Annotated in this window: 16 protein-coding genes; 6 read left to right on the forward strand and 10 right to left on the reverse strand. The window is 60.4% G+C overall.

Annotation, left to right across the window (positions count from 1 at the left end):
- Nucleotides 1-78: 78 nt before the first annotated feature.
- Nucleotides 79-393 (reverse strand): hypothetical protein, encoded by a 315-nt coding sequence (locus FXV83_RS42620; protein ID WP_187435868.1) that lies wholly within the window; start codon nucleotides 391-393, stop codon nucleotides 79-81.
- A gap of 51 nt (nucleotides 394-444) precedes the next feature.
- Here FXV83_RS42620 and FXV83_RS13290 point away from each other — a divergent pair, with 51 nt between their 5' ends.
- Nucleotides 445-765, forward strand: a complete 321-nt coding sequence (locus FXV83_RS13290; protein ID WP_148739628.1) for a hypothetical protein — start codon at nucleotides 445-447, stop codon at nucleotides 763-765.
- A gap of 185 nt (nucleotides 766-950) precedes the next feature.
- Nucleotides 951-1,319, forward strand: coding sequence for a rhodanese-like domain-containing protein (locus FXV83_RS13295; protein WP_148739629.1), 369 nt, complete (start codon nucleotides 951-953; stop codon nucleotides 1,317-1,319).
- A 421-nt stretch (nucleotides 1,320-1,740) separates the two neighbouring features.
- On the opposite strand, the gene FXV83_RS13305 is transcribed toward FXV83_RS13295, so the two are convergent.
- The 4 genes from FXV83_RS13305 to FXV83_RS13320 all read right to left on the reverse strand — a co-directional run bounded on the left by FXV83_RS13305 (nucleotide 1,741) and on the right by FXV83_RS13320 (nucleotide 6,723).
- Complete coding sequence (locus FXV83_RS13305) at nucleotides 1,741-2,850, reverse strand: HlyD family secretion protein (RefSeq protein WP_148739630.1); 1,110 nt, start codon at nucleotides 2,848-2,850, stop codon at nucleotides 1,741-1,743.
- A gap of 8 nt (nucleotides 2,851-2,858) precedes the next feature.
- On the reverse strand, nucleotides 2,859-4,364 hold the full coding sequence (locus tag FXV83_RS13310) for a DUF1254 domain-containing protein (protein ID WP_148739631.1): 1,506 nt from the start codon (nucleotides 4,362-4,364) through the stop codon (nucleotides 2,859-2,861).
- A 116-nt stretch (nucleotides 4,365-4,480) separates the two neighbouring features.
- Entirely contained in the window at nucleotides 4,481-5,911 is a 1,431-nt protein-coding gene (locus FXV83_RS13315; RefSeq protein ID WP_148739632.1) for a DUF1254 domain-containing protein, read from the reverse strand.
- Nucleotides 5,912-6,075: 164 nt separating this feature from the next.
- The gene (locus FXV83_RS13320) at nucleotides 6,076-6,723 is read right to left on the reverse strand and encodes a hypothetical protein (protein ID WP_347341051.1); all 648 of its coding nucleotides are present in this window, start codon (nucleotides 6,721-6,723) and stop codon (nucleotides 6,076-6,078) included.
- A gap of 673 nt (nucleotides 6,724-7,396) precedes the next feature.
- Between FXV83_RS13320 and FXV83_RS13325 the strand changes: the two genes are divergently transcribed.
- From FXV83_RS13325 to FXV83_RS13335, 3 genes are all read left to right on the forward strand, one after another.
- A complete protein-coding gene (locus FXV83_RS13325) occupies nucleotides 7,397-7,768 on the forward strand; it encodes a hypothetical protein (protein WP_148739633.1) in 372 nt (123 codons plus the stop codon).
- A gap of 486 nt (nucleotides 7,769-8,254) precedes the next feature.
- A complete protein-coding gene (locus FXV83_RS13330; protein ID WP_148739634.1) occupies nucleotides 8,255-8,557 on the forward strand; it encodes a hypothetical protein in 303 nt (100 codons plus the stop codon).
- Nucleotides 8,558-8,712: 155 nt separating this feature from the next.
- Nucleotides 8,713-9,066: a hypothetical protein gene (locus tag FXV83_RS13335; RefSeq protein ID WP_148739635.1), complete on the forward strand. Its 354-nt coding sequence runs from the start codon at nucleotides 8,713-8,715 to the stop codon at nucleotides 9,064-9,066.
- Nucleotides 9,067-9,276: 210 nt separating this feature from the next.
- On the opposite strand, the gene FXV83_RS13340 is transcribed toward FXV83_RS13335, so the two are convergent.
- On the reverse strand, nucleotides 9,277-9,774 hold the full coding sequence (locus tag FXV83_RS13340) for a cupin domain-containing protein (protein WP_187435869.1): 498 nt from the start codon (nucleotides 9,772-9,774) through the stop codon (nucleotides 9,277-9,279).
- Nucleotides 9,775-9,885: 111 nt separating this feature from the next.
- On the opposite strand from FXV83_RS13340, the gene FXV83_RS13345 reads away from it, so the two are divergent.
- On the forward strand, nucleotides 9,886-10,794 hold the full coding sequence (locus FXV83_RS13345) for a LysR family transcriptional regulator (protein ID WP_148739637.1): 909 nt from the start codon (nucleotides 9,886-9,888) through the stop codon (nucleotides 10,792-10,794).
- Between the two features lie 169 nt (nucleotides 10,795-10,963).
- On the opposite strand, the gene FXV83_RS13350 is transcribed toward FXV83_RS13345, so the two are convergent.
- The 4 genes from FXV83_RS13350 to FXV83_RS13365 form a co-directional block, all read right to left on the reverse strand.
- Nucleotides 10,964-11,791, reverse strand: a complete 828-nt coding sequence (locus tag FXV83_RS13350) for an adenylate/guanylate cyclase domain-containing protein (protein WP_148739638.1) — start codon at nucleotides 11,789-11,791, stop codon at nucleotides 10,964-10,966.
- A 288-nt stretch (nucleotides 11,792-12,079) separates the two neighbouring features.
- The gene (locus FXV83_RS13355) at nucleotides 12,080-12,814 is read right to left on the reverse strand and encodes an outer membrane protein (RefSeq protein WP_148739639.1); all 735 of its coding nucleotides are present in this window, start codon (nucleotides 12,812-12,814) and stop codon (nucleotides 12,080-12,082) included.
- Nucleotides 12,815-13,019: 205 nt separating this feature from the next.
- Nucleotides 13,020-14,219, reverse strand: a complete 1,200-nt coding sequence (locus tag FXV83_RS13360) for an adenylate/guanylate cyclase domain-containing protein (protein WP_187435870.1) — start codon at nucleotides 14,217-14,219, stop codon at nucleotides 13,020-13,022.
- A gap of 122 nt (nucleotides 14,220-14,341) precedes the next feature.
- Nucleotides 14,342-14,926, reverse strand: coding sequence for a HutD/Ves family protein (locus tag FXV83_RS13365; RefSeq protein WP_187435871.1), 585 nt, complete (start codon nucleotides 14,924-14,926; stop codon nucleotides 14,342-14,344).
- Between the last annotated feature and the right edge of the window lie 106 nt (nucleotides 14,927-15,032).

Here is a 15,032-nt window from a genome sequence, read left to right on the forward strand (position 1 = left end):
GGGAGCTCATACCGGTTACGATTATCGACCATCGCCGTCGCCGAACCAAACCTATCCAAAGCGCCAGTTGACCGCTCTCTAGCGGCAGGAGAATTTCATGGTCAGTGAAAAAGGCCCGAACATAAAGAAGAAACAGAAATGCAAAAATTGTGAGGGCAAAGGCTTGCTCAAGAAGGGCGACAAGGTGGTGAAGTGCCAGCGATGCAAAGGCACGGGGGTGAGGTGATGTTGAGTTGACGACCGAGCGCCTCTCGCGGTTTGCATCGGAACGCGCACGAGCTCGGCTTGCTTGCGCGTGCCCGTCTTGTCGAAGATGCGGGACAGATGAGTTTGAGCCGTTGACCCTGTTGACTTGAGTCGGTCCACTGCTGCCTGGACGCCGTCGCCCGACATGATCTCGGCTTGCGAACCGGCGCGCCACGTCTTTACAGAGCAGGGGCATCGATGACGCAGGCAGAAATCGAAGGCGAACTCCATACGCTGCGCCTGGAACTGAAGACGATCATTGATCGGGACCAATCTCGTGAAACCGAGTGGAGGCGCCTCAGCCTGATCGCAAGAGTCCTCAGCGTGCTCTATTCAGTCACCGCTGGAGGTCTCATTTGTACCTCTGTCTTCCTGGTCGCAGACTCTGCAAGCTCGGTTTTCCGCAACCAATTGATCATGCTGGGTATCGTTTTCATGTTCCTGAGCACTCCACTCATGCTCCTTGGCCAAGCCATTTACACACGCAAGACGCGCGGCGGATCGACCCTTGCCGGCTAGGCGTACCGGGATTACGGTTCCAGTGCACTCAATGAGTCCGCTTTCGCAGGTTCGAAGAAATTGAGTGCACTGTTACCGTAAATCCGGTCTATGGACAGGACCAGGGCTCGACCTCCACCGACAGGAGGAGCGAAGCACAAATCGATGTGCTATCCTGATGCTGGGAGCAGCAACGGAGAGAACCAATGGCAATCAGCGTCAAGCAAATGCTCGAAGCCGCGAACGCGGCAGTGCCCAAGATCACGTCGGAACAGGCGGCCGAGATGATCAGGAGCGGCAACACGCTCGTGGTCGACGTTCGCGACGCACCGGAAGTCGCCGCCGGCGGCAAGATCGCGGGCGCCGTGAATGTCTCTCGAGGCATGCTGGAGTTTCGCGCGGATCCCGAGTCGCCCTATCACGATAAGGCGTTCGACAAGACCAAGACTGTGATTCTCTACTGCGCGTCCGGCGGCAGATCGGCGCTGGCCGGCAAGTTGCTGAAGGATATGGGATACGAGAAAGTCTACAACGTCGGCGGCTTCAAGGACTGGTCGGGTGCCGTCGAGAAATAGCAATAACCGGGATGACGGTGGCAATGCACTCAACGGCTCGGCCGCTTTTTGCGGGTTCGAATATCCGTGAGCATCACCCGGCCAGCGCCCTTCTCGTCGCACGAAGAATATCATCCGATAGCTTCGGATCGTTCACGGCGCGGGCGAGCACGAGGGCCCCGACCAGAGATTACGGTGACAGTGCACTCAATGACTATCGCCGCTTTCGGTCGAGGGCTCGGCCAACGCAGGGATTTTCGTTTGCAGCATTTTGGTTTGGATGTGTCGTGTGTTATCTGTCTGCTCCAAGTGAAAGAACATCAAGCTGCGCCCACTTTGCCCCCGATGGCCCGCGCGACAAGGGTTGCGCACAAGCTGCCTGAAGTCCCTGTAGCAAGGCAGCATCGCCCGATCGCAACGCAACATCGGCAATCGCTGGGCATCAAAGATATGCGGCATACGAACTAACCCAGACCAGAATCGACATGATCAGGCCGATGACGCCGGCGTTCTCCGCAAACACTGTCGCGGTGCCGGGCATGCCGAGCCTGAGCTGACTGCGATCGACGTCCTTCGGTATGGAAATCACGGCCGGATAAGCTTTGACGCCGCCGATCGAGCCGACCCGCGCCAGCGTCCCGGAAACGGCGATTTCGCCCTGCCCCACGCCTTCGGGGATTCCCGTGATCGTCGCGGCGTGGATGCGGCCGGGATCATTGTCGAAAACCAGCTTGACCGCCGCCCCGGGCTTGATGGTCCGGAATCCGTTCGGCGAGAACATGCCGACGATGGTGATCTGGTCGGCGATAATGAACGACATGACCGCTTTAAGCTGAGTCGCGCGGTCGCCGGCGGACAGCGCCATAACCGTGACGTAGCCGTCGCCGGGCGCGAGAATGGTCGTCTGCTCCAGCTCCCATTTGGCATGGTCAAGCTGGGCCTGGATTTGCGCCACGCTTGTGTTGACACCGCCGATTTCCGAATCCATCGCGAGCCGCGCGTTCAGCTGCGCCGCCTTGGCGGCCTGCAGCTGGAATTGCACCGTCTCTTGCTGGACCTGGGTGTCCTGCAATCGAAACTCGCTTTGCGCGTCTTCTGCTGCCATTCGGACGTAATCGGCGAGCCGCTTGTTGTGATAGGCGAGTTGCTTGGTCAGCCCCTCGACATTCGCGCTCGCCTGCTCATAGCTGGCCTTGAGTTGCAGGGCCTGTTGCCTGGCTCCGGCCAGCGATGCCTTGAGCTGGTCGACTTTGTACTGGAAAGGCGCCGCATCGATCTTGAAGAGTGTGGTGCCGGTCTTCACCGGCACGTTAGCCTGAACAGGAATTGCAATCACCTGACCGGAGACGTTGGGCGCAACCTCGACCACCCGCGAGATCACGACGAAGCTGCCGGACGGCGTGAGATAATTGAACATCGCCATGAAGACCGCCAGGATGAACGCGCCGATCAGTACCGCCGCGCTGCCGGATACCCACCCGCGTCTGACCAGCTTGAGCCTCGAAAAGATGAGCCACAGCAGGACCAGATAGATGGTGAGGATGATCAACATGACTGGGCTCAGTTCACGAACTCGATCTCGCTCGGCCTCCATGTCTTGTCGAACCATGACTCCAGCGGACCATAGAGGCGAAGGATCATGAACCAGCCCTTGCCCGGAATCGTCTGCACCCAGTTGTTCTCCATTCCCGTAGGAGCCTTCGGCCCGAAGTAGACATCCACAGAGCCATCCGCATTGGTCTTGACGCCCTTACTCTGGCTACTGACGCTTGGGGCTTGCTGATCGGTTTGCACCATCGAGCGGGTCTGGTTGTCGTAGGCGATGACCGACCAGAAATCCTTGACCGGGATACTTGGCGGCAGGCGCAGCTTGTAAGTGTTGCCGCCATCAAAGGGACTGCCCTTCGCATCCTGAACCGACCAGGGGTATTGCGAGCCCCGACCCACCATCTTCTCCTCCATCGCCGGCGTGACGCCGATGGCGAAGTAATAGTAGAAGACAGCACCGTCCAGGTTGCTGACACCGGGCGCCACCTCGAACTTGTACCCGCCCAAAAACGGCAGGCGCCAGGCACTGTCCGGATAGAAATATGCATCCTTCGGGCGAATTTTGAAGGCGATCGTGCGCGCCGTCACGGCACCGATGTTGGCGGCGTCGGTGAGGATCTTCTTCATCCGCTCGTCGGGATTGAAGGGCTGACCCTTGACGATGCCGAGTGAGGCAAACAGGCCCAAGGTGGTGGGATCGGAACCGTCCGCCGGCTCTTCCTGAATGACCTGGTTCAACAGGCTCCAGAACGAGTAGTCGCCCGGCGAGACGAAGTTCGATGGAATTCCGGAGGCATTGACGAATTTCATCGGCGGCGGGTTGGCGGCCTCGGCCAAGGGATAGATCCGCAGGTTCTTCTTGACCGAGTCAACCCCGGGCCCCGTCGAACCGTCCACTAGGAAAGCGCGAAATACGAGGTAGCTGCCGAAAGTGCTCGGCCGCAGGACGTGATACCCCGCAGGTATGTCGCCCTTGAATCCAGGCGGCAACAGCAGGTATTTGCCGCCCTCGCCCTTGTCGGCCCCGGTGATGCCGATGTCGGCCACCCACTTGTACCAGAAGTCGTCGACCATCCCCAGCACCTTGGGCGGGATCTCGGCCACCAGCGGTCCCTTGCTCGTGTCGACCCACATGAAATTGTAGATCGTGTTGTCGTTGCCGGTCAGCGCTACGGTCTTCGGGCCAAGTAGATTTTCCCAGATCACGTCGGTCTGGTTATCGGGTCCGAACTTGCGCAGCGAGTCGCGCATGCCGGCCTGATTGACGATCGGAATCGCCAGCAGATAAGCCTGGAGCGCCCGCGAACGATCCAGGTTGTCGTAGATTTTTTCAACAGTATCGGCTGACGGGTAGCCGTAATTGAGGTTCAGCGTCCCGATCGAGGAATCGATCTTGTCCGGCACGGCGACGCCCGATGCGAAAGGCGTCGTCATCTTGTAGGTCTGTCCGGAAGCGGCGCCCAAGCTCATCAGTACCACCGCAACGGTGGTGCAAAGCAGTCTCGTCGTGCGTATCATCGCTCTCTCCTCGTCGACAGCCACTGCAAGAATAGCGCTGGCCAATCTCAGGTAGCGTTTCACGGTGCTTCATTCTTTGTTGCAGTCCTGACGCAGCGTCGAAGTCCTATCGACCGTCAGACCCGCTTGATGCCGGGCGGCTGCCATGTCCCTTCGCCCGCCGGCAGGATCGACGGCGGCGTGGGCTTTGGCCAATACAGGCGCATCACTAGATAGATCTTATCATCCGGCGCCGGAAGCCAATTTGCTTCCTTGTCCGCACCGGGGCTCTCTTTTTGAATGTACAGCGTCAGCGAGCCGTCCGCGTTCTTTTTCATCGCCGGCAACATCGGAGAGTTGATGAGATAGCGATTGATCGGATTCTTGACCAAGAGCTGGCTCTTGCCATCGTACATCGTAACGGACCAAAACGCATTCACTGGCGGCAACTGGCCAGGCGGGAATGTGATTGTGTACTTGTGCTTGCTGCCATCGAGCAGCTCACCGGTCGCGTCCGTTCGGGTAAAGGGGTACATTGCTTCGAGGGCATCGTTGCCATAGATGCCGGCCTTCGCACCCCCGGCCCGCATCAGCCAATCGCCGTTGTAGAAGGCCTCGCTACCAAGGAACGAGCCGACGCTCCAGCCATTGATGATTTTATTTCCGCGGGCCAACCATTTGTCGACCTTGTCGTCGCCTTGCTTCATGCCCACCAGGATCTCGGCCTTGTGTTCGAGCGACAACTCCTTGAAATCGAAGGTCTTGCCGGGGCCGATACCAATCTTCGCAAGTTTCGCGCGGATCGCCTTGTCCCTTGGCGTCTCAGGAACGAATTGCAGGGCTGCGTCGAGATACTGGAAGAAGTTGTCCTTAATCCCGGCCGTGGTGGCGGGGAGGAAGTCGATCTTCGGCGCGGCAGGCGGGCTGGCGCGCTTAAGGAAAGCCGAAAGCGGCTGTGCCTTGTAGCCGGCCTGTACCTGCTCCACGTTTGGCATATCCCCGGCGTCGAACAACTGGGTACGGAAGTTAACGAACGCAAACGGCGTCGAGGACGTAAAGACCTTCTTGATGCCTGGGGGTGTTTGGCCCTTCCAGTCCGGGCCGGCGACGAGATAGTCGCCCGCTTCGTTGCCCGTGGTGCGGCTGCCGATGTAGCCAAAAATATAGGTGTTGCCATCCGTGAGTTGCACTGCAAAGTAACGATCCTTCGATACCGCCGGCACCGAGACCACGATTGGCTCTGCACGCAGATCGGTCCAGAGGATCGAGTAAGGCGTGTCACTGTTGGGCGTGATAACCGCGGTGTCCTTGTACGTTGCGACATGCGTCAGGTTTTTGATCTGATTGAAAGGCGCCTTGAACTGGTTGCCCTTCGTGTCCACCGCAAACTCATTCATGACAGCGTAGTTCATCACGAGTGGTAAGCCGTAGATAAAGCCTTCTTCGGCGATGTCCTTGGCTTCGATGATGCCGGGGTAGCTTTGCGCCATCAGGAGGCTTGGCCTGGCAATCGCGGCACCGGCGGCGATTGCCGCGGTGGAGCGAAGTAGATCTCGCTTCGTCAACATTTTGCGATACTCCTTCGTTGCTCGATCGAGTTCTGGGGATCAATTGCAGCTTTGTGGTTGATCGAGCCCTACGGCGACGAACCTGCTAAATTGCCATATACTCATAACCGCAACGCCCGCCGCCTGCCCATGCCATAAGGTAGTTCGAACTTTCGCGCGGCTCCTTAGTAGCAAGGCGGATAAGGGTAGTAGCCGCACGCCGGTCGCGCGTACGGATAATAGGACGCAGCTCCATATGCGGCGGCGCCCACGGCACCGGCATACATCGCGCCGCGAAACGCAGAGCGGCGTGCAACGCCGGCAAACGACATCGGCGTAAACGGCCGGCCAATAATATCAATGAAGACGGCAGCCCCACCGTCGGCGCCGGCAAGATCGCCTTCAAGGGTTTGGACATTGAAGGTGAGCTTGTCGCCCTCGAGCTTCGGATTCTTGAGGACCACGACGGCGTCCTTGACCGAACCGTCCTTGCCCAGCGCGGAGACGGTCGCGTTCGGAGGATTTTTGGTGAAACTGTCGTCGCCCGATCCCCACTCCGCGATCACGTCAACGGTCGGCTGATGGCCCGCGGACCGCACCGGACGGTCGGCAAATATGATCGAACTGGGTGAGACGCCGGTCAGGATGAGTGTGTCGCCTTGCAACGTCGCGCCTCGGGAGTTGAGCACAAAAAGCGACGGCACGATCTCGGGTTTGGCTGCGCCAGATGGCGTGCCGATCGTCTTCATCGAAGGCGGCGCTGCCGCGTTCTGGGCGAGCGCCGCGTTGGCGGCGTATAACGTTGTGCCCAAGATTGTGCCCAAGGCAAGCATGCCGAAAATATGATTCAGATGTGTGATGCGCATGGCTTTCCATTCCTGTTTCGCAAAAACTGATCGGTCGCGTCGAAGCACTCTCGCGTCAGATGCGAGAAGGGGCGCAAGAAAGGGATACAGCGTCATTTTGCAGAAAACCGCCGCTCGGCGTCTGCAGCAATCGTTATCAGTGCCGGAATTACTTCGTTCTAAGGCAGAAGTTGAGGGACGATTTAGAAGCGTTTTGCTTCAACTACCTCCACGAGCATCTTGAGTATAGCACTTCGGAAGGGCGAGAACCAGCCATGGTGTTTTATTTTGTGCCCCTAGATCTCTCGAGCTCTCAACTACTCAATCCTCGGAGCGCGTTTGGTGTTCGTGTTGTGGAAGTGAGCCGAGTGTGACGAAACGAATTGTCGCATTCCGGTCTCTGAAGGCAAACGCTGGACTTTCAACGTTCAACGAGTCGGCTCCTCGCCATGACTAGAGGCAGCAACCACCACGGAACGTAAGAGTCGCTGCCATTCAGCGGAGCGGTTGACAAATTCTAGCTTCCATATTGGGCCCGCGCCCGTTAAGCTCTCGATGGGCAGACAATCCATTAATTCCCTTTGATTCAAATCAATACGATACCCGCTCGATTGTCATCCGATGAAATTGCTTCGGTGAGATCTCAACCGGGGAGTTCTGCATGAAGAGTGTATTGCTTTTCTTGGCGATGATAGGCGGCCAAACAACCATTCCAGTCAGCGAACGCGTCCCTCAACTGAATGTCGAGGCGACATGCAGGGCTACCGTAGCCACGGATAAGGCGATGGGCCTGGATCTGCCGCAGACCTATGACGATTGCATGCGCGACGAAAATTCCGCGCTGCAACAGCTTAATTCCGTATGGCTCACGAACTCCGACAGCCTTCGAAACCGATGCGAAGGCGAAGCGACGGCTGGCGGCAGTGACAGCTATGTCGACCTGCTCACCTGCATGCAAATGGCAGATTGGGTGAAATCGACGCCGGACGCTCCAAAATTGAGGGGAGCGAGCAAGAACCGAAACAAGCTGTGAGACACCGCCGAGAATTGTTTGCAGCCAGATGCGGTGCCGATGCCAAGCGTCCCCGCCCTGACCGCATCGCGTGGACCTTTACCTGCAGCAACTCGACGAGCGCGGGTCATAGCGAACGTCGAGCCGCTGCCGTGAGGAAAAGGTCGGCACGAAAGCAATACTCAATCGAGGCGGCGATCTGGCGGCGAGATTGGGAGCCGTCTCCGCAGTGTCGCCGGTAGCTTGCGATCGGCGATCATGGCAATGGCTGGCCCCCGCGGCGCCCAGCAATCGCGGTATGGGTCAAGCGGGCCTTTGCGGTTTGCATCAGAAGACGCACGAGCTCGGCTTGCTTGCGCGTGCCCGTCTTGTCGAAGATGCGGGACAGATGAGCTCGAGCCGTTGACCGCGTTGTCTTGAGCCTGTCCACTGCCCCTGGACGCCGTCGCCCGACATGATCTCGGCTTGCGAACCGGCGCGCCACGTCTTTATAGAGCAGGGGCATCGATGACGCAGGCAGAAATCGAAAGCGAACTCCATACGCTGCGCCTGGAGCTGAAGACGATCATCGATCGGGACAAATCTCGTGAAACCGAGTGGAGGCGACTCAGTCTGATCGCAAGAATCCTCAGCGTGCTCTATTCAGTCACCGCAGGAGGTCTCATTTGTACCTCCGTCTTCCTGGCCGCAGAATCGGCAAGCTCGGTTTTCCGCAACCAATTGATCATGCTGGGTATCGTGTTCATGTTCCTGAGCACTCCACTCATGCTCCTCGGCCAAGCCATTTACATACGCAAGACGGGAGGCTGATCGATCGTTGCTGGCCAGGCACGGGGGGAGATTGAGAATACGCCGCGAAGGGTCGGAGCGCGCCGCGGATGTCTCTCGCCGAATGTGACCAAGATCGCATTCGCGAATGTTCGAACCTCGTATCCTGGGCCCGTCAACAACCCAGGATTCCGATCATGTCCTTCTCTTTCGTATCCATCCTGTCGTCAGCCGTTCTCGTGGGCAATGTGGCCCTTGCTGCCGACGCAGGGCACGGTCAACAAGCATCCGACATATCCAGAGCCGGGCACGGTTCGGCGATCGTGGTCGCGGACGCCTCCAGCGTGAGGACCAGCCAGCCTGGCGCCGAAAAATCGATCATCATTGTCTCCGGGAAACAATCCAGCGGAGGCTGGACAGCATCTCGCGGGTCCAACGTCACACCCAATCCGCACCCGCTGCCGCCAAGGCAGAGCGTGGAGACGTCGATCAATTCAAAGGCTTCTCACGTCATGCTCAATCCGCAGCCGCTTCCGCCTAAAGCCAGGTAGATTTCCTCTCGCACTCCCGCACTGCTCGACATGGCCGCCCATGTGCTGCAATTCGCCGAGCTCTCGGACCAGGACCGCAAGGCGGCCAAGACTTCGACAAGCTCGGCAAGGGCTATCAGGTCGAGGTCCGGGCCCGCAGCAAGTCGGGCGAGGATCAGGTCGTCAGGCTGGCGCCAAAGGCAGCGGCGCCGCTCGCGGCGCCTTTCGTTCCTAGCCGGCCGGCGGATGAACCACGACGCCATACTGCTCGGCAATTGCAGCAATCGTGTCGAAAGCCGGAATTTGTGCGGAGCCTTTGCCGGCGGCGTCAAAGGCTGTGAACATGCGATCGAGGCCGGCGCCCGGCATCGCGAACACCAGCAGGCGCGCCGGAACAGTGCCGGTGTTGCGATAGCCGTGCCGTCGGTTGCGCGGGCCAAAGAGAAATCCGCCGGGGCCGAGACGCAGCGGACCTGCCGAGCCTTCGACTTCGATCAGCACTTCGCCGCTCAAGACATAGAAGGCTTCGTCCTCACGCGTATGCGTGTGCGCCGGCGCGCCGGTGCCTGGCGGCACGATGGATTCCCATATCGAGAATTGGTCACCGGTATCGCTTGCCATCGCTTTGTAGATATGCGTCACACCGAGCACGTCGAGCGCGGGCCCCGTGCCGGGCGCCCGCCAGAGCGGGCTCGATTGCGGCAAGTCGCGGTTTGAATCGCTGTCCATGGCAGTCCTCCACTGAACGGGTTGCGATGCGCATCGAGATATGCCGGCGGGCTGCAGCCGATTAGACGGAAATTCATGGACAAATAATCCTGAAAACAGAACAATTGGGGGATGGACCCACTCGATGGTGTCGCAGCATTCGTGCGGGTAGTGGAAGCGGGGAGCTTCTCGGCGGCCGCCCGCCGCTTGCACATCTCGAAGTCCGCCACGAGCGCCCATGTTCAGCGGCTCGAGGAACGGCTCGGCGTGCGATTGCTCCAGCGTACGACGCGCCGACTCTCGCTCACACAGGCCGGCGCGACATACTATCGGCATTGCGCTCGCATCGTCGAGCAAGCGGAGTTCGCCGAGCAGGCTGCGCACGCGCTGCAGCGTGAGCCGCGCGGGATACTGTCGATTTCCGCGCCCGACACCTTCGGCCCGATGCACGTTGCGCCGGCCATTCCCGAGTTTCTTGCCCGCTTTCCGGAGCTCGCCATAGATATTTCGCTCTCGCCCAGGCACGTCGATCTGGTGCAGGAGGGCCATGATCTCGCCATTCGCATAGGAACGCTCAAGGATTCACCGCTCGTCGCGCGTCGGTTGGCGCCGTCGCGCTTTGTCCTTTGCGCTGCGCCGGCCTATCTGAAGAAGCGCGGAGTGCCGCGTGCTCCGGATGACCTCTTGCGCCACGTGTGTTTCGGCATGAGCCTTATGCCGTGGGGGGATGAGTGGCATCTTGTCAGCGCCAAGGGCGAGCACAGGATTGCGGCTCGCGGGCTCCTGCGCAGCAACAGCGCTGATATCCTGCGGATCGCGGCCTTGCAGGGCCTTGGCATCGCACTCTTGCCGAGTTGGGCGGTGGGAGATGAGCTACGGTCCGGGACGTTGACGCGCATCTTGCCGGGATGCGAGCCACCGGCGAGCACGATCTACGCCGTCTATCCCAGCAACCGTCTGATGTCCGCAAAAGTGCGCGCCTTTGTCGATCATTTGGCGCGACGGATTGGGCGGGTGCCATACTGGGAAAAGGGACTCTGAGGCGAAGAATCAATCATCATTGTTTCAAACAATCCAATGAGGCTGGACAGCATCTCGCGGATCCAGGATCACACCCAATCCGACGTCGATCAATTCAAAGACTTCTCACGTCATGCTCGATCCGCAGCCGCTTCCACCTAAAGCCCGGTAGAGTCCCTCTTGCACTCCCTCAATGCTCCACCCGGTACAGCCGCCATCGCTCCGGCACGCCCTTGAGCTGATGCACGCCGTGATCCCTGAAGCGGATGTCGGACTTCGAGATTTCAGACTTCGAGAATTCAGACTTGGACACCAGCAAATCCCTGACCGCGCTCGAGACCAGGACTTCGCCGGCACGCGCTTTGGCGGCGACGCGCGTGCCGATGTGGAACGCGAGACCGACCACCTCGCCGCCACTCACCTTGTATTCGCCCGCGTGCAGCCCGACCCTGATCTCGAGCCCCAGCGTACGCACGGCCTTTTGGATCGCGGTGGCGCAACTGATGCCGGCCGCCGGCGCCTTGAACGTCGCGAGCAGGCCGTCCCCCGTCGTCACCACTTCCTTGCCGCGCGAACTCTTCAGCTCCTTGCGGACGGCGGCGTAATAGTGACCCATCACCTGCGACCAGCGGGCATCGCCGAGCTTTGCTGCTTTTTCGGTGGAGCGGACGATATCGACGATCAGGATGGTGGCGAGCACCTGTTTGAGATCGGCGCTACTGCCGGCGGACCGCCGCCGCATCGCGATGGGTCCCACCAGCGGTTCATAGCGATGGTTGCGCCGCCGCGCGATTGCGGCTTTTGCATAATCCTGGGCGCGCTGCGCGGTGCCACAACGAATAGTTTTCTCCTGCGGCAGACGCGTCCAGTAGACCTTCCGTCCGTCTCCCGCTCCAAGGACCTCCACGGCGCCCCACTTCAGGAACACCGCCGAGCCGACGCGCCTGACACACCATGCCTTCGACGTGTATCCGGACACGTTCGACTGATGGATGCCGATGCGAAGGAATTTTGGCATGAATTTGCGGCCGATTGCAGCAACGTCTTTAGGTGTTGTTTGCGCATGATCTTTTCGGAAAACCACTGCGCACTTTTCCGGATCATGCTCTGGGGTAAAGCGTAGTCATACAATCCTGCGTTGGCAACAGGACTCCCGACCGGAGATTTGCCGGCGGCTGTCGCCTCTGTTCGCATCGCGATCCCTGATATCGCGCGTCCTGGGCCAGTCATTGCCTCCTGCCCGCAATGAAAAGAGCCCGGCCTCTGGCGAGACCGGGCTGAGTTGACTGGAAACGGGTGGTCAGCGTCAGTCGAACTTGTACATGAGGGCCGCGCGGACCGTATGCGTATCGAGCGTGAAGGCCTCGGTGTTGAACGTCGGCGCTCCGAGACGGCCGGTGGTGTTGCCGAAATTGTCATAGAGATATTCGCCGCGGACGATCACGTTCGGCGTCACCTTGAAATCGATGCCGCCGCCGACCGTGAAGCCGACGCGGGTGGCGCTGTTGCTGTAAGCAGGATAGACCGCGCCATTGAACACGACGGGCGCAATGAGGTTCAGCTTGTCATGCACGCCGGCAATCGCGGCACCACCGGCGACGAACGGCAGCCAGTTGCCGAACGAATATCCGAGGCGAGCGCGCGCATGCGCCGTCCAGTCGATCTTGTTGTCGATCGACGCGATATTGTTGCCAAGCCCGTTGAACGGTGTTCCGATAGTTTTGGAACCAGACACGTCAGCCCAGTTGCCGTCGAATTCCACACCGAGCACCGTGTTGCGCACCTGGATGTTGGCACCGACGATGCCGCCGGCGGTCCAGCCCGAAGTGTTGTACGAGCCCGGCCGATAAGGAGGGGACTCGTCAGAGGACCACTCGTTTGTGCCCCAGACGCCGCCAGCCGAAACGCCGAGATAGACGCCGGTCCAATCGGTGATCGGCGCGGCCACGGGCGCCTTGGTGTAATGCGCCGCAAGGTCGGCTGCCGACGCAGCGGAGACCAGCGCCGTGGTCGCGGCCAGTGTCGCAAAAAGCTTCTTCATGATTTTTTGTTTCCTAAGTTCTCGTTGAAACGGAGCTTAGGCTTAGTCGGCTCTGGGCAATTTGGCTGTAGTCCAGAAGCCACGCCTCGCCGCATGAGGTCTGCGCCAGGCGACTCGGCGCGGCGTGAAGCGACGTCAGACACTTAAGAAACCATTCGTTGAGCAGGTGCGGCCGCGCTTCGCACCTCAACGACCGATCGCGTCTTCAGCCCTGATACGCAAACAGCTCGATCGCTTCGCTGAACCCGCGCACCTCGTATTCGCCGACGCGCTCCAGCTCGAACTCCCGCTCGACCAGCTCAGCAAACGCGCGCGACAGCAGCACCGTCTTTCCCAATTGCTTGGTGAGGGCTTCGAGCCGCGAGGCCATGTTGACGGCGGGGCCGATGACGGTGAAGTCGAGCCGGGTGCTGGATCCGATATTGCCGTACATGACGTCGCCGACGTGGACGCCGATGCCGTAGTTCAGCGGCGCGCGGCTGGTCGCACTGTTCCTTTCGTTGAGGGCGACCATGGCCCGGCGCGCTTCGGTCACGGCATGCAGCAGATTGGCGCAGGCGTTGGGCTGGCTGAGCGGGAAAATAGCCAGCAGGCCGTCGCCGATGAATTTCAGGATTTCGCCACCATGGCGCGCGATCGGCTCGGACATCGCGTCGAAATAGTCGTTGAGGAGATCGATCACGTCGTCGCGCGGCCAGTTGTCGGAGATCTTCGTGAAATCGCGCAGATCGCAGATCATGATCGCGGCGCGCACCGTGGTTCCGGTGCCGCGGCGGGTAGCGCCGGCCAGGATGAGCTCGCCGGCATGGGAGCCGACATAAGTCTCCAGCAGGGTTCGCGCCAGCCGGTTCTTGACGCGGATCTCGCTGACCAGCGCCAGCACCGGCAACACGCGCTTCAAGCCCGCGATATGCGCGTCGTCAAAGCCGCCGGGCCGGTCGGTCGCGAAGGTGACGATGTGCCGCTTGCCGAGCGTATGGTAGAGCGGCCAGGCCACATAGTCGGTCAGGCCTTTCGCGCGCATCTCGTCATAGATGGCGTGCTTGCGGCCGAGCGAGGAATCCTGTTCGAGGTTTTCGCGCAGCTCGGTTGCACCGTCGTGGATTTCATTGGCCGGGCTGCCGATATATTCCGACCGCTCCCTGACATCGTAGTCGACCCGCGCGATCTCCGCCTCGCGCATGCCGTCGGACCACATGATGCGGGCGCCGAGCCATTGCGGGTGCTGGATCAGGACATGAAGCGTCGAACGCTTGAGCGGAATGCCGGCCTGCTGCAGCCGGATGCACATCTCGGCGAAGATATTGTCGATGAAGCGCTCGTCGCGCGTGCCGTTGGTCAGCCAGTCGACGACGTCGCCGCCGGGAGGCGTGGTGACGGAATTGGTGTTCGGCGGCGCGTTCATATCCGGCCTCTTGGCGGCGGTCTGCATCGGGGGACATATCGTGTTCCGGGCGTACGGCGTCAACCTAGCCAACTGCACGGATTGTGCGCACCGGGCTAACCGCGTAGGAGCAAGATTGCGGCTTAGCCGACGATCTCGATCGACGCCAGCACCGCCAGGCCCAAGACCAGCGTGAGCTGCGAGGGCCTGGTCAGCTCCACCTTCAGCGTAGATTTATCGGGAATCGCAAGCTCCGCACCATCGAGACGGATGCTGCAATCGCCGCAGGCCGCGTAAACGAGATGCGTGCCGGCGGACAAGCGCCGATCGCCGGGCTCGGTACGCGCCGAAAGCTCGATCTCGACTGCACCGCGCCGCGCCATCAAGTTCACGACCTCGACCGGACCGGCCTCGAGCTCGGTCACGATCGCGAGCTCGCCGGTGAAGCGCACGGCCGTGAACGGCTCGCGCTCGTCGAATTCGCGGTCCTGCGCCTTGAGCACCAGCCCGCGCCCGCCGACGACCATCTGCAAGCGGTCGATGCCGGGCATGTAGGAAAAGGGGCCGGGCGACACGATCGGCGTCGCGGCGAAGCGCCAGAGCAGGCTGTCCCAATCCTTCGCCGCCGCATCGGCGCGATGGGCATCGGCGATATCGGTGAAGACGCCGCCGCCGTTCTTCCAAGCCGAGCGGGTGTAGTTCTCAGGCTTCAGCAGCGTGGTTTTCATGTGTTGGAGACCGTCCGGAAAGGTGTGTGGCGCCGATAGCGCCCGCGCATCATGCGCGTGACGAATCGGCTTTGCCAAGGCATTTGCCATGATTGCGCAAACGGCT

It is taken from the genome of Bradyrhizobium hipponense (assembly GCF_008123965.1).
In the GTDB taxonomy this organism is placed as follows: Bacteria; Pseudomonadota; Alphaproteobacteria; order Rhizobiales; family Xanthobacteraceae; genus Bradyrhizobium; species Bradyrhizobium hipponense.